Source organism: Chryseobacterium caseinilyticum (genome assembly GCF_014837145.1).
Taxonomy (GTDB): Bacteria; Bacteroidota; Bacteroidia; order Flavobacteriales; family Weeksellaceae; genus Chryseobacterium; species Chryseobacterium caseinilyticum.
Genome location: NZ_JACYFS010000002.1, coordinates 467,937 through 486,900, shown reverse-complemented (window position 1 = coordinate 486,900; position 18,964 = coordinate 467,937). Strand labels below are relative to the sequence as shown.

Annotated in this window: 18 protein-coding genes; all 18 read right to left on the bottom strand. The window is 36.7% G+C overall.

Features of this window, described 5'->3' with window-relative positions; translation table 11 throughout:
- Positions 1-4 precede the first annotated feature (4 nt).
- Complete coding sequence (locus tag IC610_RS10205; protein WP_191736757.1) at positions 5-1,183, bottom strand: cysteine desulfurase family protein; 1,179 nt, start codon at positions 1,181-1,183, stop codon at positions 5-7.
- Positions 1,183-1,638, bottom strand: a complete 456-nt coding sequence (locus tag IC610_RS10200) for a hypothetical protein (protein ID WP_191736756.1) — start codon at positions 1,636-1,638, stop codon at positions 1,183-1,185. Before IC610_RS10200 ends, IC610_RS10205 begins: the two co-directional genes overlap by 1 nt.
- Positions 1,639-1,662: 24 nt before the next feature.
- Positions 1,663-2,250, bottom strand: coding sequence for an HAD-IB family hydrolase (locus IC610_RS10195; protein ID WP_191736755.1), 588 nt, complete (start codon positions 2,248-2,250; stop codon positions 1,663-1,665).
- Between the two features lie 134 nt (positions 2,251-2,384).
- Complete coding sequence (locus IC610_RS10190) at positions 2,385-3,110, bottom strand: SDR family NAD(P)-dependent oxidoreductase (protein ID WP_191736754.1); 726 nt, start codon at positions 3,108-3,110, stop codon at positions 2,385-2,387.
- Positions 3,107-4,429: an FAD-binding oxidoreductase gene (locus IC610_RS10185; protein WP_191736753.1), complete on the bottom strand. Its 1,323-nt coding sequence runs from the start codon at positions 4,427-4,429 to the stop codon at positions 3,107-3,109. The genes IC610_RS10190 and IC610_RS10185 overlap by 4 nt, the downstream gene beginning before the upstream one ends.
- Positions 4,426-5,313 carry a decaprenyl-phosphate phosphoribosyltransferase gene (locus IC610_RS10180; RefSeq protein ID WP_191736752.1) on the bottom strand — a complete coding sequence of 296 codons (888 nt, stop codon included), beginning with the start codon at positions 5,311-5,313 and terminating at the stop codon, positions 4,426-4,428. Before IC610_RS10180 ends, IC610_RS10185 begins: the two co-directional genes overlap by 4 nt.
- Before the next feature lie 88 nt (positions 5,314-5,401).
- Positions 5,402-6,091, bottom strand: coding sequence for an OmpA family protein (locus IC610_RS10175; RefSeq protein WP_056077246.1), 690 nt, complete (start codon positions 6,089-6,091; stop codon positions 5,402-5,404).
- A 23-nt stretch (positions 6,092-6,114) separates the two neighbouring features.
- Positions 6,115-6,609: a hypothetical protein gene (locus IC610_RS10170; RefSeq protein WP_191736751.1), complete on the bottom strand. Its 495-nt coding sequence runs from the start codon at positions 6,607-6,609 to the stop codon at positions 6,115-6,117.
- A gap of 120 nt (positions 6,610-6,729) precedes the next feature.
- On the bottom strand, positions 6,730-8,409 hold the full coding sequence (locus tag IC610_RS10165) for a S8 family serine peptidase (RefSeq protein WP_191736750.1): 1,680 nt from the start codon (positions 8,407-8,409) through the stop codon (positions 6,730-6,732).
- Positions 8,410-8,490: 81 nt separating this feature from the next.
- Positions 8,491-9,111 carry a WbqC family protein gene (locus IC610_RS10160; RefSeq protein ID WP_191736749.1) on the bottom strand — a complete coding sequence of 207 codons (621 nt, stop codon included), beginning with the start codon at positions 9,109-9,111 and terminating at the stop codon, positions 8,491-8,493.
- Between the two features lie 64 nt (positions 9,112-9,175).
- Positions 9,176-10,834: a signal peptidase I gene (gene lepB / locus IC610_RS10155; RefSeq protein WP_191736748.1), complete on the bottom strand. Its 1,659-nt coding sequence runs from the start codon at positions 10,832-10,834 to the stop codon at positions 9,176-9,178.
- A gap of 159 nt (positions 10,835-10,993) precedes the next feature.
- On the bottom strand, positions 10,994-11,695 hold the full coding sequence (dapB, locus tag IC610_RS10150; RefSeq protein WP_191736747.1) for a 4-hydroxy-tetrahydrodipicolinate reductase: 702 nt from the start codon (positions 11,693-11,695) through the stop codon (positions 10,994-10,996).
- Between the two features lie 79 nt (positions 11,696-11,774).
- Positions 11,775-12,419, bottom strand: coding sequence for a DUF5683 domain-containing protein (locus IC610_RS10145; protein WP_056077233.1), 645 nt, complete (start codon positions 12,417-12,419; stop codon positions 11,775-11,777).
- A complete protein-coding gene (locus IC610_RS10140) occupies positions 12,420-13,310 on the bottom strand; it encodes a ParB/RepB/Spo0J family partition protein (protein ID WP_191736746.1) in 891 nt (296 codons plus the stop codon). It abuts the gene before it with no gap.
- Positions 13,311-13,358: 48 nt separating this feature from the next.
- On the bottom strand, positions 13,359-14,132 hold the full coding sequence (locus IC610_RS10135) for a ParA family protein (RefSeq protein ID WP_056077229.1): 774 nt from the start codon (positions 14,130-14,132) through the stop codon (positions 13,359-13,361).
- 164 nt (positions 14,133-14,296) lie between these two features.
- A complete protein-coding gene (locus IC610_RS10130; protein ID WP_191736745.1) occupies positions 14,297-15,142 on the bottom strand; it encodes an energy transducer TonB in 846 nt (281 codons plus the stop codon).
- A gap of 206 nt (positions 15,143-15,348) precedes the next feature.
- A complete protein-coding gene (locus IC610_RS10125) occupies positions 15,349-17,196 on the bottom strand; it encodes a M1 family metallopeptidase (protein ID WP_228462899.1) in 1,848 nt (615 codons plus the stop codon).
- Between the two features lie 162 nt (positions 17,197-17,358).
- Positions 17,359-18,825, bottom strand: a complete 1,467-nt coding sequence (dacB, locus tag IC610_RS10120) for a D-alanyl-D-alanine carboxypeptidase/D-alanyl-D-alanine endopeptidase (protein WP_191736833.1) — start codon at positions 18,823-18,825, stop codon at positions 17,359-17,361.
- Positions 18,826-18,964 lie beyond the last annotated feature (139 nt).

The window sequence follows — 18,964 nt, the reverse complement described above, 5'->3', positions numbered from 1 at the left end:
AAGCCTATCTATGCTCAACATTTGTTTTTTCTATAACCAAAAAATCTGCCGATATCTCTCCAAGAGCTTCTACAAATGCATCAATTTCCGCTTTGGTCGTCATATGGCTGAACGAGATGCGCAACGGGGTGCAACTATCCATTTCGTCCTCTGAAAGTACCATCATCATGACCATTGAAGGTTTTGACGCTCCCGAAGAACATGCACTTCCCTGAGAAACTGCAATACCTTTCATATCAAGCTGCAAGCCAATTAAAGGATTTTTATATGGTAACAAAGCACTTAAAACAGTGTAAAGACTGTTCTCTTTCTCTGCACTTCTTCCGTTAAATTTGATACCAGGAATTGCTTCTGAAAGTTTTTCTTTAGCATAATCCTTAATCGCCTGCATGTGATCTGAAAATTCTTCCATTTTGTTTAAAGAAATTTCAAGAGCTTTGCCCAAACCTACAATTCCTGCCACATTCTCTGTTCCCGCTCTCAGACTTCTTTCCTGAGGACCTCCGGTAATGATTCCTTTCAATCCGCTTGATTTTCTTATGAAAGCAAAACCAACACCTTTCGGACCGTGAAATTTGTGTGCACTGCAAGATGCAAAGTCCACTTTAATATCTTCAAAATCCAAAGACATATGCGCCATCGTCTGCACTGTATCTGAATGGAAAAGAGCGTTGTTTTCCTTACAAAGTTCAGCTACTTTTTTGATGTCAATCAGATTTCCGATTTCGTTGTTGGCATGCATTAAACTCACCAAAGTTTTTTTATCTGAAGATTTTAAAAGTTCTTCCAGTTTGGCTAAATCAATATCACCTTTTTCGTTGGGACGGATGTAATTCACCTCTACCCCTTTTCTGGATTTCATGTCCAAAATACTTTCAGAGACACACTTGTGCTCCATTGGCGAACTGATAATTCTTTCTACACCCAAATGCGAAACAGCAGATTTAATAATCATATTGTTGGATTCTGTACCGCAAGACGTAAAAATAATCTCAGCCGGACTTACATGAAGATAATCTGCAACCTGCCTTCTTACATTTTCAATCAAAATTTTAGCTTCCTGCCCAAAACTGTGCGTAGAAGACGGATTTCCGTAGCTGATTTTCATTGTGCTTACCATGGCATCTATCACCTCTTCTGTAAGCGGTGTGGTGGCAGCGTTATCTAAATATATCTTATTCATTATAATTTGGAATATGTAAGTTTAATGGAAGTAAAAGATTTTTCTGAAGGCACCGAAATAAGCATCCACGGATTTGAAACCATCATGATTTCCATTCCACCGGATTTGTATTCGGGAACTTCAAGGGTTAAAACGTTATTTTCGACTGAGGCTTTTTTAATTTCAGTAATTCTGTGATCACCCGAACTGAAACTTCCCAAATCGTAAATAATAATTTTGTTTTTATCTGAAATTGCAGGATATGCGGACTTGCTGCCGTCTTCTACAGTATTTCGCTTTGCCACTTCTGCCAATAATTGCTGTTGGTCTCTGATGATGACAAATCCTTCGGAGTCGCCACCGCCCTGAGAGGAAGTGATTAAAATCTGAGGTTTTAAATCCTGAGAAGATTTATCTGAAACATTTGTTTTACAGCTTAAAACGAAAGCCAGACACAAAAAAAGCAACTTGTTCATTGATTCGGTTTTGATGACTCAAAATTAATGAAAAAATCGGTAATGACCTTCATTTGCCCAATTCAACATTGGTCGGTCGCCGGAAGTGTCTCCGAAAGCAATGATTTTATCGAACTTTTCGTCTGAAATTTCTTTTTTAATGCGCTCCAGTTTTTCTTTTCCGTTGCAGTTTTTACCTATAAAATTACCTGTGAAAACGCCGTTTTTAAACTCAGCTCTGGTAGAAACCAATTCCATTTTGAAAGCTTCGGCAAATGGCTGTGCCCAAATATCCAGTGAAGCCGTTACCAAAAGACTTTCCGTGGTATCTTTGTCTATGTTTTTTATGAAATCCAAAGCATTTTCCCGGACGATTTTCGGATAGTGGGCTTCAAAAAACTGTCTGGATTTTTCTTTTATTTTACTTTCATCCTGACCTTTTAAAATTGATCCGATGAAACTTTTTTTCACCTTTTCGGTTTCTGCCAATTTCAGTTTCAGCAAAACAAAAAGCGGAATATGTCTTAAAAACTGTATTCGGAATTTAGAAGAATCATAGAATTTAAGATACATAAACATGGTATCTTTGTATGTAATGGTACCGTCAAAATCGAAACAATACAGTTTTTTCATGGGGAGCTGGTTTTGAGGGTTTGAGGGTTCGAGGGTTTTAGGGTTGGAGAGTTTGATGGTTAAAATTTATTCTGTTAAAACTTTGTCAAAGCAAAATTACTGTGTTGTAAAGCTTTGACAAAGTAAGAATATTTTTACAATTTTAATTTTTTAAAAATAAATTCAGGAATATTTCTGATGATCAGCATAATAACGCTCCAAATTGGCAAAACATATATTGAATTTTTCTGCTTTTTATATCCCGAATAAATGCACTCCGCCGCTTTTTTGGGTGTAGCAGTCAGTGCAGGATTTAGAGGAAGTCCTTCAGTCATTTTGGTATCCATAAAACCTGGTTTTACGGTCATCACATGAACTTTCTTCTCAAAAAGATAATTTCTGAGGCCGCTCAGATAAGCCGTAAAAGCAGCTTTGGCACTCCCGTAGATGAAATTACTCTGTCTGCCACGGTCACCGGCTACGGAAGACAAACCGATGATTGTTCCCGATCTTTTATTTTCAAATTTGTGAGCAAAAAAGTTGATCAGCGGAACTAATTTTGAATAATTGATTTCAATAATTTTTGCTGTATTTTTATCGTCGTAAAGTCCTTCCTCAGAGCCCTCGCCCAAAAAACCTGTTGCACAGAACAACAGATTCGAATTGATGTGTTCGAGTTTTGTATAATTTATTTCTTTTGCAAGATCGATTTCAATAATTTCAGACTGCTGAAAAAATTTCACGTCGATATGCTTTGCAAATCTTTCTGATGCTTCCCTGCTGGAAGTTAAAAGATAGATTTTTTCAAATTTTTCACCTTCCTGAAGTGCTTTTTCTACGAATGCCTGTGCTACTTCTGAAGTACTTCCAAGAACGATCATATTTTGTTGTTGTTTAAAATTCTTTTATGCTGAATCGAGATAAACTTCGGATTTTCAACATTTTTAAGATAATTGGTCAGTGAAGAACGGCTCATGCTGTCTTTGGTCAGATAAATTTTACCGTTATATTCCTCCACAATTGAATCCAGCTGATCAATGAGTTTTTTTAAATTTTTGTCAACTTTAAAATCTAAAGCCAAAGAATATCCTTCAAATGGAAAAGAGTTGTAAGCTTCGGGATTTTCCTTTCCATACAGCTTCAGTACGGCTAAAAAAGAACCGCTACCCGATTTTGCAATCGTTTCGAGAATCCTCTGCATTCCTTCTCTGCCTTTGTCTTTTGGAATCATCATTTGGTATTGAATGAAACCTTTTTTCCCGTAAATTTTGTTCCAGTCGTTGACAAAATCGAGCGGATAGAAAAAAGTATCGTAATCGGTGAAATTTTTGACTTCCTTTTTTGCCTGCTTTTTATAATAGAGATAATTAAAAATTTTTACCGTTAAAGAATTCAGCGCAAATCCGGGAAAATAAAAAGGTACCGTGGGTGAAAACTTCTTTTTCAACCTCAACGGATTTTTCTTTAATTTTTCTGGAAGTTCGTGAGGAAAAGCGTGCTCACCGCGCATCATGATACTTCGTCCCAGATCTTTTCCTTTTTGCAGACAGTCTATCCACGCTACAGTGTAAGTCCAGCTTTCGCTTTCTTCAAAAAGACGGAATATTTCGTCGAGATTTTCGGCTTTAATACTTTCCTGACGGATGTAAGCCGATTCGATATTTTTTAATTTAAATTTAACGGAAAGGATAATTCCTGTAAGACCCATTCCTCCGATGGTAGCCCAGAATTTATCTGAATTTTCCTCTCTTGAACAGGTAATAATTTCACCTTTTTCGTTCATGAGTTTAAAATCGACAACATACTCAGAAAAACAACCTTCAGCATGATGATTTTTACCGTGAACATCGCTCGCCAACGCACCTCCAACGGAGATGAATTTTGTTCCCGGCGTAACGTAGAGAAAATATCCCTGAGGAACTGATATTTCCAGAACATCAGAAAGAAGAACGCCTGATTCACATTCGATGATTCCGTTTAAACGGTCAAAACTAATAAATTTGTTTAGTTTTTTAGTCGAAAAAATACTTTCAGCCAAAGAAGAATCGCCATAGCAACGGCCGTTTCCTCTGGCAATAACTTCATTATGATTTAAAACAAAATCTTTTATTTTAGAATACTGATCTTCCGAACGCATTTCTTTTTCAACCACGGGAAAATTTCCCCAGTTGGTCACTTTCTTTACAAAATTCGGTTTCATTCTTTAAAATAAATTTGAATTAAAAATGCAATTACCCACAAAAAAAGAGTAACCTGAATGTAACGGTCCCGGTACACAATTTTGGTAGGTGATTCTGTTCTGTTGTACACCAAAGTCTGCTGGAGATAGCGTAAAAAAGCAAAAACAACAAAAATTACAGTGTAAAATACTCTGGGATGAAACCTAAGCTGAACTTCCGGTGAAAGTGTAAACATAAGGTAACAGATGATGGCTAAAGTTACTGAAATTGAAAGTGCAATATCCGCAAACTGCACGTTGTAACCGTCTAAAGCTTTTCTTGTTTTACCCGAAACCTGCGCATTGATAAGCTCTCCACGTCTTTTACCGATAGCAAGCACCAAAGCCAGAACGAATGTAAGAAGCACTGCCCACTGTGAAATATTAATTCCTGTAATAGAACCGCCTGCCTGAACTCTCAAGACAAAACCTGTTGCAATAATGAATATATCGATGATCGGAACGTGTTTCAATTTAAAAGTATACGCCAGATTCATCACAAAATAGGTCAGAATTATAAGAGCAAATTTCCAGATACTGTCGTGAAAATACATTTGGGAGCCTAAAGTAAAACCAATGTTAACAACGATAAGAATGGCCAAAATAACCAGAGCTCTCTTTTTGGAAATTGCACCACTCGCTAAGGGTCTTCTGCGTTTTTCGGGATGTTTTCTGTCGGCTTCAATATCGTTGTAATCATTTAAAATATAAACAACACTTGCAGCTAAAGAAAAAACGATGAAAGCAACGATACTTTTAAGAAGGAGATCTGTGTGGGTAAATTTACCCGCAAAAAACAGCGGAACAAATACAAAAAGGTTTTTCACCCATTGCTCTACCCTAAGCAGCTTTAAATATTGTTTCATTTATGTGTAATCAGCTGCAAAAATAATGATTTTACACAAAAAAACCGCTATAAAAGCGGTTTAGATATTTTAATAAATCAATAATAAATTACTGACCCTGAGCTGCGTCGTTGATCATTTTTTCGTTTGCAGTAATTGCGAACTCCACTCTACGGTTCTGAGCTCTTCCTGCATCTGTATCGTTGGTTGCTACTGGGTTTGACTCACCTTCACCCAATGCAAAAAGTCTTGCCGTTGCGATGCCTTTTCCATTCAGATAAGCTTTTACTGAATTAGCACGTCTCTCTGATAATTTCTGGTTGTAATCATCTGAACCTACGCTGTCTGTATGTCCGTAGATATTGATGTTTGTATCAGGATTGTTCTTTAAAACTGTTACCAGTTTATCTAAGTTTGTTTTCGCAGTTGAAGTTAAATCTGATGAATTAAAAGCAAAAGTTACGATGCTTTCATTAAGGGTAATTTTAATACCGTCACCTACTCTTTCCACTTCTGCACCTGGCAAAGTATCCTTAATTTCTTTAGCCTGCTTGTCCATTTTATTACCGATAACATTTCCGGCAACACCACCGATCACGCCACCTAAAACGGCACCAAGAGCAGCATTTTTACCTTTTCCTACGTTATTTCCTAAAATACCTCCGATAACAGCACCAGAAGCAGCACCTACTGCGGTACCTCTCTGCTGATGGTTAGAATTCTGTACAGCTTCACAACTTGTAAGCAATAATGCTGAAGACAAAAAGAAGCCTGCGATATATGTTTTTGTAAATTTCATTTCAAATAAGTTTTAAAAATTGATTATTTCATTCCTGTTCTCTCGAAGTTGTAAACAACTCTTACGTTTTCACCGTCGAAAGGAATATTCTGCTCTAAAGAAAACTGGTCAGTTGCCTGTTTTACAAGCGTTAGGGTGTAACCAGCAGTATTTTGTTTAGCTTTGGTACCGTCTGCGATCTTTTTAAAATTAAATGTAGATCCGTTCACTACATCAATTTTAATAGGCTGTGTGAATCCTCCGCCACAGTTTCCGCCACCATTGATTGTATAAGCTCCGGTATAATTATTTGGAATAAGCCTCCAGTGACTTCCTACAAAACACTGTGCATCGATGCCATCATCGAAAGGTTTTATTTTGAACTTCTTGTCATAATCTATACTCACAATATCATAATCACCTTTCATTTTAAGAAATTCGGATCGGTTTTGCTGTGCGTCTCCTGCTTTCTTTACTCCTGAGCAGGAAAGGTTAAGAAGCGAAATGCCTACAAAACCTGTTAAAACTAGCTTTTTCATAATTTCTGTTTAATAATTTAATAAAAAATTTAAAGACATAAAAAAGTGTGCCAATATGCCACAAAACAAAAAAAGTCCGCAAAAAAAATGCGGACTCTTTACAGCTATAAATGCTGATATTTATTTTCTCACTGCTTTTTTTGCAGCTTTCGCAGGCTTATTTGCTTTACCTGTATTTCCTTTATAATAATTTGCAAACGCATATTCTGCAGCTTTTTTGAGATCGATAACGCCTCCAGCCTGGGAATAATCTGCGAATGTTCCCACAGTACTCAGGTTGCTTGATTTTGTTAATGATTCAATAATCTGTGCCGGAGTAAGGTTTGGCATATAAGCTAACAATACTGCTGCAGCTCCTGCTACAACCGGTGAAGCCATCGAAGTTCCCTGCAAGTACTGATATTCGTTTTTCGGAGTTGTAGAATAAATTTCCTGACCCGGTGCAAAAACGTTTACCATTTTCTTGTTGTAGTTAGAGAATCCAGCTCTAAGAGAAGCACTGTCGTTTGTACTGGCACCAACTACCAAAACGTTGCTTACAAAAGGTGCTGCGTCTGAAGCATTTTTAAAGTTGGTAGGATATGCTGTATGCTCGGCAACATCCTGATTTTCGTTACCCGCTGCTTTTACCAAAAGAACACCTTTGTCTTCAGCATATTTGAATGCATCCCAAACCACGTTTTTCCCTGGAGAAACCGGTTTTCCGAATGACATATTTAAAACTTTAGCACCGTTGTCTACAGCATATCTGATTGCATTGGCAACGTCTTTATCTCTTTCATCCCCATTTGGAACGGTACGAACAGACATAATTTTCGCCACTTTTGAAGCTACACCATACTGAACTTCTTTCCCCTGAGGAAGACCTGCGATAATACCTGCAACGTGTGTTCCATGAACTGCATCCGGACCTTCATAGTGGTTATTACCGTATTTCTTTTCAGAATAATCGTCGTAGTTGTCTCCTACAATCTCTTTTCTCGGATCAAAGTTGATATCATACTGCTGAGCCTGTGGAGTGAAGTGATCTAAAGCTTCTTTCATCTGCTCCTTCATTGTTTTTTCAAACTCTACAGCAGATTTTCCGGCGAATTCAGGGTTATTTACAACCTGATTCATTACCTGTAAAGCTCTCGCTTCATTTTGATCAGCTGGTTTTATAGCTTTAACTGTCTCAGCTGTGAAAGGCTTTCCATTAAGCATTTTTACCATTGTAGGAATTGATTCCTGAATCATGGTGTACAACTTAACGCTTTGCTGCCCTTCAACACTTTTTTTGCCGTACATTTCTTTAGATTTCATGTACATTGCAAATTCTTCCGGCATTTTTGCCTGATTCGCCTTATTTTTAGTGGAATCATCACCTTCAAAAACAGGCTTGTATTTAGCTACAACACGTGTTACTTCCATATTATCAACATCGATGTCGCCATTTTTTCCTCCAATAAAACTCCATCCGTGAATATCGTCGATGTAACCGTTGTTGTCATCATCTTTGCCATTATTAGGAACTTCATTAGGATTTGACCACATATTTTTTGCCAATCCCGGGTGATCTACCTGAACTCCACTGTCTAAAACCCCAACAATTACAGTTTTTGGCTTTAAACCTTTTGATTCAAGAAATTTATAAGCGTTTTCAGTGTTTACACCATAAACTTTGGTAGTAGAAAAATCTTTATGATACCAAGTCATTAAATCTTTATCCGACTTAGGATCTGCTGATTGTGCAGAGGTTTCCTGTGCGTAAGACATTGTGAAACCTGTAAGAAAAACCGCTGCTAAGAATAATTTTTTCATAAGCTGATAATTACATTTTTTAAAATCAGATGAAAGTGATTTCCTTTAAAAGAATTGATTCAAATTCTGAGGAAAATATTTTCATCTGGAAATATTTTTTACATTTTTAATATAAGTAGCTGATTCCGGGCCTTTGTTACAAAGAAGATCAATTATGGATAAATCTTTGATAAAACCGAGCTTATCTGAAAACGTCTGATAATATTCTTCCGTTTCATAATCTGACTCTTTTTTCGCTGAAAAACTTTCTCTGAAATCTGAAGCCTCCGGAATTTTGCGGTATTCTGTATTCAAAGAATATGCCTTTTCTGATTTCAGAATCTGCTGAATGGTTTCAAGGCTTTTTAAATTAAAATCCAGAAGAAATTTTTCTTTCTTTTCAAAAATTTTAACCAGTTTATCTTCATAATATTCGAAATAAGGTGAACTCTGATAAGCAGTTTTTATAGATTTCCAGTGAAGATGCTGCCAGTTTTCACGGTAAGAGACTTCAATATTTTTATATTCTCTCACGCCGTTGTGATTGATTGGTATAATAAGGGAAAGTTTTCCGTTGGCTCCGTAAACATTGCAACGGTTTCTGTAGGTCTGTTTTGGAAAGTTTTCAAACTGTTCAAAGATGATTTCATTTTCATCATTTAAAAATTCTGAAAACCATGAAATCGGTGGTAAATAAAATACCGGTAATAATATATTTTGCATTGTTATATTGAAAAAATGAAGTACTTTTTCAAATACTTCATCTAATTATTGATTAAAAATTTTATTATTCTTCTGTCTGATTTTTTCTGAAAAGCTTTACAAAATACTCCCAGCCGAAGAAGAGAATTAAAATCATTGCTGCAATCCACCAGTACGAAGTTTTGTTTGCATCGCCGGTGTTGGTCGCTTTGAACATTCTTTCCCAACGAAACTTCATACCAAAAAACCAACCTTTATTGGCTTGATAGCTTGAACTATTATCTTTAAAAGCTCCTTCCAAACTCATCCACGTAAACATCGGTTTTCCAACAATGTTTTCCTCTGGTACAAAACCAAAAAATCTCGCATCCAAAGAAGCATCTCTGTTGTCTCCCACCATCATATAATAATCCTGTTTGATGGTGTAGTTTGTTGCAGGTTGATTGTTAATCAAAATCTGACCGTTATTTTCTGAAACGCTGTTATGCTCGTATTCAGAAATAATCCAGCGATACATCGGTAAAGTTTCTTTGCTTATAGCCACAACATCGCCTTTTTTTGGAATTCTTACCGGACCGTACCAATCCTGGTTCCACGCTTTGTTTACAGGAAAAATAGATTGAGTTGTATCAATTTTTGTTTTATTCTCATCTTTGTATGCAATTGCTGCTTGACCTTTTTGCATAATATCTTCCTTCATTTCAGTTACCTGAGGAAGTTTTTTAATTTCAGCTGCAGTTTTATCTGTCAGACCTTGAAAAGCGTAAATAAATCCGCTACCGTCTTGAATTTCCTGTACAGGCAAAAAGCCGTAAATATCGTACAATCCAGGAACATCAAGCTGACTGCTGGTTTTGACGATATATCTGTGTTGTCGTTCCTGATCACCTAAAACAATCTCAGGTTTCCCGTTGACAAAAAGTCTTCCGCCACGCATTTCAAAAGTTTCACCAGCTACAGCTACACATCTTTTCACATAAGGATCTTTTCTGTCGATTGCAGTGTGTACAGAATCCTGAGGATAATTGAAAACTACAATATCATTTCTCTGAGGTTTGTTAAACTGAAGAATTCTTTCGTAAGGTAATTTTACACCGTCAACATAAGATTTACCGTCATTTTTAGGGTTTCCGTCTTTTTGGAAATCATAAACTGTTCCCTGAAGGAAAGGAATTGCCAAAGGACGCATCGGCATTCTGTAACCATAGCTCCATTTGTTCACAAAAAGGAAATCCCCTACAAGCAAAGTTCTTTCCATGGAACCAGTAGGAATTCCGAATGGCTGCGTTACAAAGACGTGGATGATTGTTGCGAAAACAACGGCAAAAGTAATAGATCCCATAAATGAATCTTTTTTCTTCAATGATTTCTCCTTATCAGTCAGAAACATATTTTTCGCCTCTTCATCCTCAATTTCTGCATCTTTCGAATAGTTAACAGAAGCCATATAAATGAAAGGTAAAATGACGGTAAGAATCTGATGCTGCACCAGAGTCTTTCCAAACTTTTTCATCAGATACAAATGAAAAACAGACATCATAATCGGCCCAACAATCGGAAGATAAGACAGAATTGCCCACCACTTAGGATGTTTGGTTTCTTTAAGAATAATAAAATAATTGTAAAAAGGAACAAATGCCAGAGCAGGACTGTATCCCATTTTTTTAAACAGTTTCCAACTGGAAAGTCCCATCAATACAGATAAAATGAGAACGTAAACTGCGTAGGTTAAAAAGTAATTCATATATTTTCTAAATATGATTTTTAATATAAAAACTGATTGTTTGGATGATTATTTCTGCACTTTGTCAAAGTTGTAAAGCGGTATTTTTTTACTTTGACAAAGTTTTATCAACTTATGTTTCATCAGCATTAGTATGATAATTCAAAATTTGTTACAGAATTAAAGTCCTAAAACATCATTCATTGTAAAAATTCCCTGTTTATCTTTAATAAATTCTGCAGCGACTACAGCTCCATGTGCAAAACCATTTCTGTTGAATGCGGTATGTTTAATTTCAATTTCATCCACTTCACTTCTGTAAAAAACGCTGTGTGTTCCCGGAACTTCATCTTCACGAATTGCAAAAATACCCAATTGATTATCTTTAGTCTCCTCCAGTTTCCAGGCATCAAATTTTGGATTATTTTTGAAAATTCCTTCCGCAATAGAAATAGCCGTTCCGCTTGGAGCATCTTTTTTGTGAATATGATGAATTTCTTCTAACTGACAATTGTATTCATCAACATTCTTCATCAAATCTGCTAATTTCTCATTTAAAGCAAAAAATAAATTTACACCTAAACTGAAATTTGACCCATATAAAAACGCAGTTTCATTTTCATTAGCAATTCTGTCGATCTCCTCCCTCTTTCCGAGCCATCCGGTAGTTCCGCATATTACTGGAATTTTGTTTTCAAGACAGGCTTTAATATTGCTGAAAGCCGCTTCGGGAACAGAAAACTCGATTACAACATCAGGGTTATTGAGGTTTTCAGCAGTTGGCGTTTCCTTTAAACGGGCTACAATCTCATGACCTCTCTTCTGAGAAATCTCCTCAATTATTTTTCCCATCTTACCATATCCAACTAATGCTATTTTCATGTCTGAAGTTTATTATTTTTAAAATATCAAATCGCCAAATGAAACCAACGATTTCAATGGCGATCAGGTATTGTTTTGTTTAAAATCTAAAATTTAAAGCCAAACCTGTTTTCGGTGGCTGTGTACGGAAGTCATCGTAAATAACTGCCGGAGCAATTGTAAGATCCGGATCTTTTCTACCTTCGTACAGATGCGCGTCAACCACGGCGTCTACGATGTTCAGAATGTAAATTAACCCTGTGATGGCTATTGCATAATCCCTTTGTCTTTTAATTCTATCCTGTGCATTTCCTAAAGCTATAGCATCAAGATAAGGTCTTTCATCGACAAATTCATTGGGTGTTCCGTTCAGTTTTGCGATAAAATATTCTCTGTATTTCAAATACTGATTTTGATTCCAGATGGCAATTCCTGCACCGGTTCCTACAGCACCTAAAACAATAGGTACTTTCCAGTATTTTTTATTGTAAACCTGTCCAAGTCCCGGCAAAACGGCTGAGTACAGACCTGCTTTTGTAGGATTCAGCTTTTTAACGGCATTCTTTTTTGCCGGAGCATTTACTTTTTCAATTTCCGACACCACATTGGCAGCATTTTTCGGCTTCGCAGCAGGAATACTGTCTTTCGCATAATGATCGAGACGCAGAGAATCTGTTGGAGTTACAATCTGAGCAAAACTCAGACTGAAAATGAATATAAAAAAGGCTAAAAATACTTTTTTCATTTATTTAATATGAGACAAAATATACTCAAGCTCATCTTCATTTTTAAAGTCAAGAACTATTTTCCCTTTTTTTCCTGTTCCGGTAGTTTTAATTTCTACTTTTACATCCAAAATATCGGAAATGGTTTTCTGAGCTCTTTTATAATTATTCGAAAGCTCTGCCTTAGCTCTTTTAGCGGCTGGAGTTTTTGGGTTTTTAATCGCTGAAGCAGCCTGCTCGGTCTGTCTCACATTCAGTTTTTCCTTGATAATTAAATCAAACAAAATCTGCTGATGCTCCTCAGTTTCAAGACTGATGATGGCACGGCCGTGACCTGCAGAAATTTCGCCGCTTCTGATCGCATTCTGAATATCCGGACTTAATCTTAACAGTCTGATCGAATTGGTAATCGTACTTCTGTCTTTCCCAACTCTCTGGCTCAGATTTTCCTGAGTAAGACCAATTTCATCCATCAGCCTTTCATAGGTCAATGCAATTTCGATCGCATCAAGATCTTCACGCTGAATATTTTCAACCAAAGCCATTTCCAAAAGCTCCTGATCGTTTACCAAACGGATATAAGCCGGAATCGAAGTAAGACCCGCGATTTTACTTGCACGGAAACGTCTTTCACCAGAGATAATTTCAAACTTTTCACCGTCTTTTCTCAAAGTTACAGGCTGAATAACCCCTAAATTCGTGATCGACTGCGCAAGTTCGTTTAAAGCTTTTTCGTCAAAATAAGTTCTTGGCTGGGTAGGATTCGGGTAGATATCTTCAAGAGCGACCTCTACAATATTCCCTACAAATTTGTCTGCACCTTCGTCAGTTGCAGAGTTGATTGTCGCTTTGGACTCAGCACTCAAAATTGCGCCTAGCCCTCTACCCATTGCTCTTTTTCTGTCTTTCATTTTTTATAAATGATTATTGACTGTTGACTCAAATGAATCAAAATCAATTTAGTTTTTTACTAATTTTTCGTTCTTTAATAATACTTCTTCAGCCAATTGAATGTACTGAATTGCACCTTTGCTTTCTGCGTCGTAATTTAAAATACTTTCTCCAAAACTTGGTGCCTCACTTAATCTCACATTTCTGCTGATGATTGTTTCAAAAACCATTTCCGGGAAGTGAGAATTTACTTCTTCCACCACTTGATTTGAAAGTCTCAGACGGCTGTCGTACATTGTAAGCAACAATCCCTCAATATCAAGATCTTTATTGTGGATTTTCTGAACATTTTTAATAGTATTCAATAGTTTTCCTAAACCTTCCAAAGCAAAATATTCACACTGAATTGGAATAATAACAGAATCTGCGGCAGTAAGTGCATTTACAGTAATCAAACCTAAACTGGGTGCACAGTCAATAATGATGTAATCGTAATCATCTTTCACACTCTGCAGTGCTTTTTTCATCATATATTCTCTGTTAACCTTGTCTACAAGCTCGATTTCGGCTGCTACCAGATCAATATGGGAAGGTACAATATCAAGATTCGGCGTGGAAGTCTGCTTGATGCATGTTCTTGTATCGACACTGTGTTCCAACAAGTTATAGGTAGAATACTGCACATCATCAACCCCGAGACCAGACGTAGCATTGGCCTGCGGATCGGCGTCGATAATTAAGATTTTCTTTTCCAAAACACCCAGTGCAGCTGCAAGATTTACAGCGGTAGTTGTTTTTCCAACGCCTCCCTTTTGATTGGCGATCCCTATGATTTTACCCATTATTAGAACTTTAAGGCTCAAAAATACACAATTTTCTCTGCTTTGCGCGAACGGATAAAATCAAAATTGAGTTAAAGTATTGTTAACAAACATTTTAAGCTAAAAAAAAATTATCCACAAAAAAAAATCTTTGTGGATAAGTATTGAAATTTATTGTTTAAAATTTACTGATCAAATTTCATTTTTACCGGAAACTTAAAATAGCTTCTCACTGCCTGACCGAATTTATCTTTTCCTGGGGTCCATTTTCCCTTTATACTCATAATTGTACGGATTGCCTCCTTATTGAAATCTGCATTTTTGCCATCCGCTTTAAGACCGGAGATTGTTCCGTCTTTTTCTACGATAAATGTTACCGTTGTGGAAAGTAATCCTTCGTTTTCAAAATCTGCAGTGTCAAATTTATCAATTACTTTATTTCTGAAAAGATCTATACCTCCTACATAATTGGCAGCGACTGATAATTCATTTGTACCTACAACTCCATCACCAGATGGTTTAATGATTACAGGATCTTTAATTGGTAAATTTCCAGTGCCATTATCCGGTGTAATGGTTGTTGGCTGATTTTGAGTCGTCACGGCACCATCAGGATTATTTACAGTTCCGGCAACAGCATCATCAGGTTTTTTAGTTGGAATCTTTGAATCATCCGCATTTCTTGTCGGATTAAGCTCACGGTTATCGTATGTTTTAATATCCTGAGCAGCAGGTTTTACTGCCTGAGGTTCCTGCTTTTTTATTTCAGGTTCTGGCTTTTTGTCCGGTATCTCATAGATCGGATCTAAAATAACAGGTGTATATTCAGTTTCTGTAATAGAATCTCCTTTTGGAGATATTACATAAGCTGTCAAAGAAATTCCTGCAATCACAGCCAAACTTAAAAACAAAGATTTTGCTAAGATTCTATTGGATTCTGTTCTTAAATCGTAAGCTCCGTACTCTTTATTACGGTGTTCAAAAACAATTTGATTAAAACTAAATTCCGGATCTGAGAATAAATGTTTCATAATAATAATTCATTAAGGGATTTATAAAATAATTAATTTTCATAATATCATCTGATAATATAAAATCGCATCAAAATTTCTGCCAAATAATTAACAATTTACCAAACTTATATGCAAAACATTGCTAAAATTGAATTTCAATTAAACATTTTCTCTAAGGTAAAGTTTTAAACAAAAAAATCTGCTCTTAAAAGCAGATTTCAATATTATTCTTTTACAAATTTTAAATTGCGCTCATGGATCTGTAAGAGATAAATGCCGGGAGACAGATTTGAAATATTAATGGGTTTTGCAGGATTATAAACACCACTTTTCACCAAACGGGCATCAGCAGAATAAATCTTAAAATCTGTGGACTTTTTCACGCCTTTCAGATAAATTTCATTCTTAGCAGGATTTGGATATAATCCGAAATTTTCCAGATCAATTTCTTCAATCCCTAAAGTGGCATCCTGAGCTACTGTAGAATTTTTTTCTAAAATCTGATATTCATAATTAAACTGAACACTTGCAACTGGAAAAGAAACTGTTTCAGTAAAATACTGGTTGTTGGCCGTATTGTTCAAAGCAAAATATGCAACCTGACCGCCGGTTCCGTTGACCTTAATTGGCAAAGGCATTTCGAAGAAACTTACAGATGCGTGACTTTGAGTTTGCGCCGCTTTAAAAGTTAAAGTATTTCCGGTCTGTTTCCAACGGATATCGTAGGTTGGGTAACCCTGTCCGTAAATCCAGTCATTGAAAAAACCTGTAAAATCTGTACCTGTTGAAGTCAAAGCAGAATTTTTAAAATCTGAAGTAACCGCATAATTATAGGCGAGATTAGGTCTTGCATGATAGTCTTTTATCATATTGTAAAAAGCAGTTTCGCCCAAAATCCACTTCATCATTCGAAGAACGTAAGCACCTTTAGAATAAGACAATCTTCCGCTGAAAATGGTTCCAACACTTCCAAGATTGGCATCAGCAACGTAAACACTTCCACCAGGCTGACCTGTGATGTAATCCCGCTCGCCGATAAGATAGGTCATAAACTGTGCATTGGTCATGATCAGTTTTTCATAAGCGAGATGCTGACCGAAAGTTGCAAAACCTTCATTCAGCCAGATATCATTCCATGCTCCACAGGTAACTTTATCGCCAAACCATTGGTGAGCAAGCTCGTGGGCAATTAAGCCCCGATCCCAACCTCCCATTGACGACATCGTTTGGTGTTCCATTCCACCGCCATACATGAACTGCATGTGACCATATTTTTCGTTTCGGAAAGGATATAGTCCGAAATAGGTCTCGAAAGTATTCATCACCTCTTTAGTCCATGCAATATTAGCCATACTTCCGACGTCGGCAGCCGTTGACGGATACACGTAATTGATAAACGGAAACGGAGGTGTTCCCATCGTATCGGTAAGTTTGGTAAAGTTTGTGATTGAAATTGCGATCAGATAGGCTGCTGTAGGATATTGCGTTCTCCAAAATGTTCGTTTAAGACTTCCTGCAAGTGTAGTTTCAGACATGAGTTTGCCGTTTGAGGCTACATTGTATTGAGATGGAGCTGTTATTTTAATATCAAATCTTTCGATTTTATCATTCAAACTTTGTTTTGTTGGAAACCAGTCCTGAGCTCCATATGGCTCACTCAAAGTTGCCATTACTGCAGTTCCCGCCTGTGTGCCTGTAGAAAAGGCATTGAGTGCTGTTGACGGAGCACCACTATAATTAATGGTAAGTGAATCCAGAACATTAGCAGAGATTGGGTTTTGAAAATCAATTTTCACTTCCTTTGTTGCCAGCTGCTGAAAAGTAAGATTTACACCATGATACTGAACCGACGATACGGTAAGCGTATTGGAAAGATCAAAATAAATACTGCTCATTGCCTGATTGGGCTTAAAATGAGAAGTTACCGAACCGGAAACGTTGTATACTGCCGGATTTAGAGACAAATCCATCCGTTGATATTGCAAATCGTAATTGAGTGTATTGGGATTGGTATTACCCGCATTCATTTTAGCTGCGTACGATTTCATTTCTTTACTTCTCAATCCTTTCATATCTATATTTTGGTCTTGAGCGGAAAATATTTGAAATGTAAAACTCACCAGGAAAAGAATATATATTTTTTTCATTAAATCAATAATTATATTGCATCAAAGATAAAAAAAACCTCTTAATCTGAGATTAAAAGGTTTCAAAGTTTATCTAAATTAAATTTTTTACAAATCTAATGTTGGTTCGATCAACTGCTCCATTCTTTTCTTTACCATATCTACAGAGCCAGCATAATTATTAACCAATAAAGAGAAAACCAAAGTTTTGCCGGAGTTAGTTTTAATATAACCTGCCAGAGCTTTAACTTTATTTAAAGTTCCTGTTTTGGCAAAAACCTGTCCGTTTCCTGTTTCAAGAAACATTCTTTTTAAGGTTCCCGACTGTCCACCGATTGGAAGAGAATTGAAATAGGTCTGATAATATTTTGTTCCCATCAAAGAGGTCAGATATTTTACCTGAGAAATTGGGGTTACCTTATTGCTTCTGGAAAGACCGCTTCCATCCATATAAGTCAAGCCTTCAAGGTCAAAAGCAGCATCCTTTAAATGTTCAGTTACCGTTTCCCTGCCTGCTTCCGGAGTCTGATTTCCTTTTTTAAAGTAACCAACTGTCTTCAACAAAGCTTCAGCAAGTGAATTATCACTTCTCTGATTGGTGTAATAAACGATATCGGCTAAAGTAGGAGATTTATACATACTTACCGTCTTTCTGATTTCCGGCTGAGCGTCGGTAGTTTTGGTCTGTACTTTTCCGGTAACTGCAAGACCGCTTTTCACAAGACTTGCTCTGAAAGAGTTGGCAAGAAAAGCAGGTGCATCAGGCAGTTTCGTTGTTAAGATACCATCGCCGTCGTATTTTTCAGCATATACCATCTGATTGGTATATGGCGAAACGTAAAAATATTTTTTGTCGTTGCTGATGGTTGTATTCTTTTTAACGATCAGCTTCTCATTCATCGGATTGATTTCCTTGGTAGTACCGGCAGGAAGATAGTAATTATTGTTTTCCAACCACACAACATTTTCCGGAAGTCTCGTAATGTTACCTTTGAAAAGCGCTGTCTGAATGACAATATCACCATTTACCTTTTTAATACCTTCTCTGGAAAGTCCTTCCGTGAAATCTGTAATAATCTCTTTATAAGACCAAGCACCGGCTTTATTGGTTCCCAAAGACGGGTCGCCACTGCCAACTATATAAAGATTACCATTCAAAACTCCATTTTCATCAACATTTCCTGAATATTCAAGTTGAGTCATCCAACGGTAGTTTTCACCTAAAAGGCTTAAAGCGGTTTCTGTAGTGAGCAATTTTGTTGTAGAAGCAGGTACCAAAGGCGTGTTTTCATTATAAGATGAAATCACTTTTTTGGTTTTCGGATCATAGATTACAAATCCCCAGGTTGCATTTTTCAGCACGGGATCAGCCATCATTGTGTTTACATTGATATCTACAAGTTCTTTTGGAGACAGAATTGTCTTCTCTATCATCGCAACCGGCGACGGAAGGTTAAAAGATTTCTGACTTTCTGAATTGGAATTGAAAAGAACTGTAGAAACGGTAGTCTGAGCGAGGAATAAACCTGAGGCCAATACCGTAATACCTGAAATGTATTTTCTGAAATTTACTATCAATTTTTTTCTTTTTTGTCTGTATTTATGATTGAGCTGCGATATAAAAGTTAAACCTAAACATCACAGTCAAACATATTACCAACGATCAAATGTAGAAATTATTGTTAGAAATCAGCACATTAGCCACTGATAAAAC

Excerpts from the sequence above, each read along its gene's own strand:
- IC610_RS10205 (WP_191736757.1), bottom strand. The coding sequence starts at position 1,183 with ATGAATAAGATATATTTAGATAACGCTGCCACCACACCGCTTACAGAA.
- IC610_RS10200 (WP_191736756.1), bottom strand. The coding sequence starts at position 1,638 with ATGAACAAGTTGCTTTTTTTGTGTCTGGCTTTCGTTTTAAGCTGTAAA.
- IC610_RS10195 (WP_191736755.1), bottom strand. The coding sequence starts at position 2,250 with ATGAAAAAACTGTATTGTTTCGATTTTGACGGTACCATTACATACAAA.
- IC610_RS10190 (WP_191736754.1), bottom strand. The coding sequence starts at position 3,110 with ATGATCGTTCTTGGAAGTACTTCAGAAGTAGCACAGGCATTCGTAGAA.
- IC610_RS10185 (WP_191736753.1), bottom strand. The coding sequence starts at position 4,429 with ATGAAACCGAATTTTGTAAAGAAAGTGACCAACTGGGGAAATTTTCCC.
- IC610_RS10180 (WP_191736752.1), bottom strand. The coding sequence starts at position 5,313 with ATGAAACAATATTTAAAGCTGCTTAGGGTAGAGCAATGGGTGAAAAAC.
- IC610_RS10175 (WP_056077246.1), bottom strand. The coding sequence starts at position 6,091 with ATGAAATTTACAAAAACATATATCGCAGGCTTCTTTTTGTCTTCAGCA.
- IC610_RS10170 (WP_191736751.1), bottom strand. The coding sequence starts at position 6,609 with ATGAAAAAGCTAGTTTTAACAGGTTTTGTAGGCATTTCGCTTCTTAAC.
- IC610_RS10165 (WP_191736750.1), bottom strand. The coding sequence starts at position 8,409 with ATGAAAAAATTATTCTTAGCAGCGGTTTTTCTTACAGGTTTCACAATG.
- IC610_RS10160 (WP_191736749.1), bottom strand. The coding sequence starts at position 9,111 with ATGCAAAATATATTATTACCGGTATTTTATTTACCACCGATTTCATGG.
- lepB (WP_191736748.1), bottom strand. The coding sequence starts at position 10,834 with ATGAATTACTTTTTAACCTACGCAGTTTACGTTCTCATTTTATCTGTA.
- dapB (WP_191736747.1), bottom strand. The coding sequence starts at position 11,695 with ATGAAAATAGCATTAGTTGGATATGGTAAGATGGGAAAAATAATTGAG.
- IC610_RS10145 (WP_056077233.1), bottom strand. The coding sequence starts at position 12,419 with ATGAAAAAAGTATTTTTAGCCTTTTTTATATTCATTTTCAGTCTGAGT.
- IC610_RS10140 (WP_191736746.1), bottom strand. The coding sequence starts at position 13,310 with ATGAAAGACAGAAAAAGAGCAATGGGTAGAGGGCTAGGCGCAATTTTG.
- IC610_RS10135 (WP_056077229.1), bottom strand. The coding sequence starts at position 14,132 with ATGGGTAAAATCATAGGGATCGCCAATCAAAAGGGAGGCGTTGGAAAA.
- IC610_RS10130 (WP_191736745.1), bottom strand. The coding sequence starts at position 15,142 with ATGAAACATTTATTCTCAGATCCGGAATTTAGTTTTAATCAAATTGTT.
- IC610_RS10125 (WP_228462899.1), bottom strand. The coding sequence starts at position 17,196 with ATGAAAGGATTGAGAAGTAAAGAAATGAAATCGTACGCAGCTAAAATG.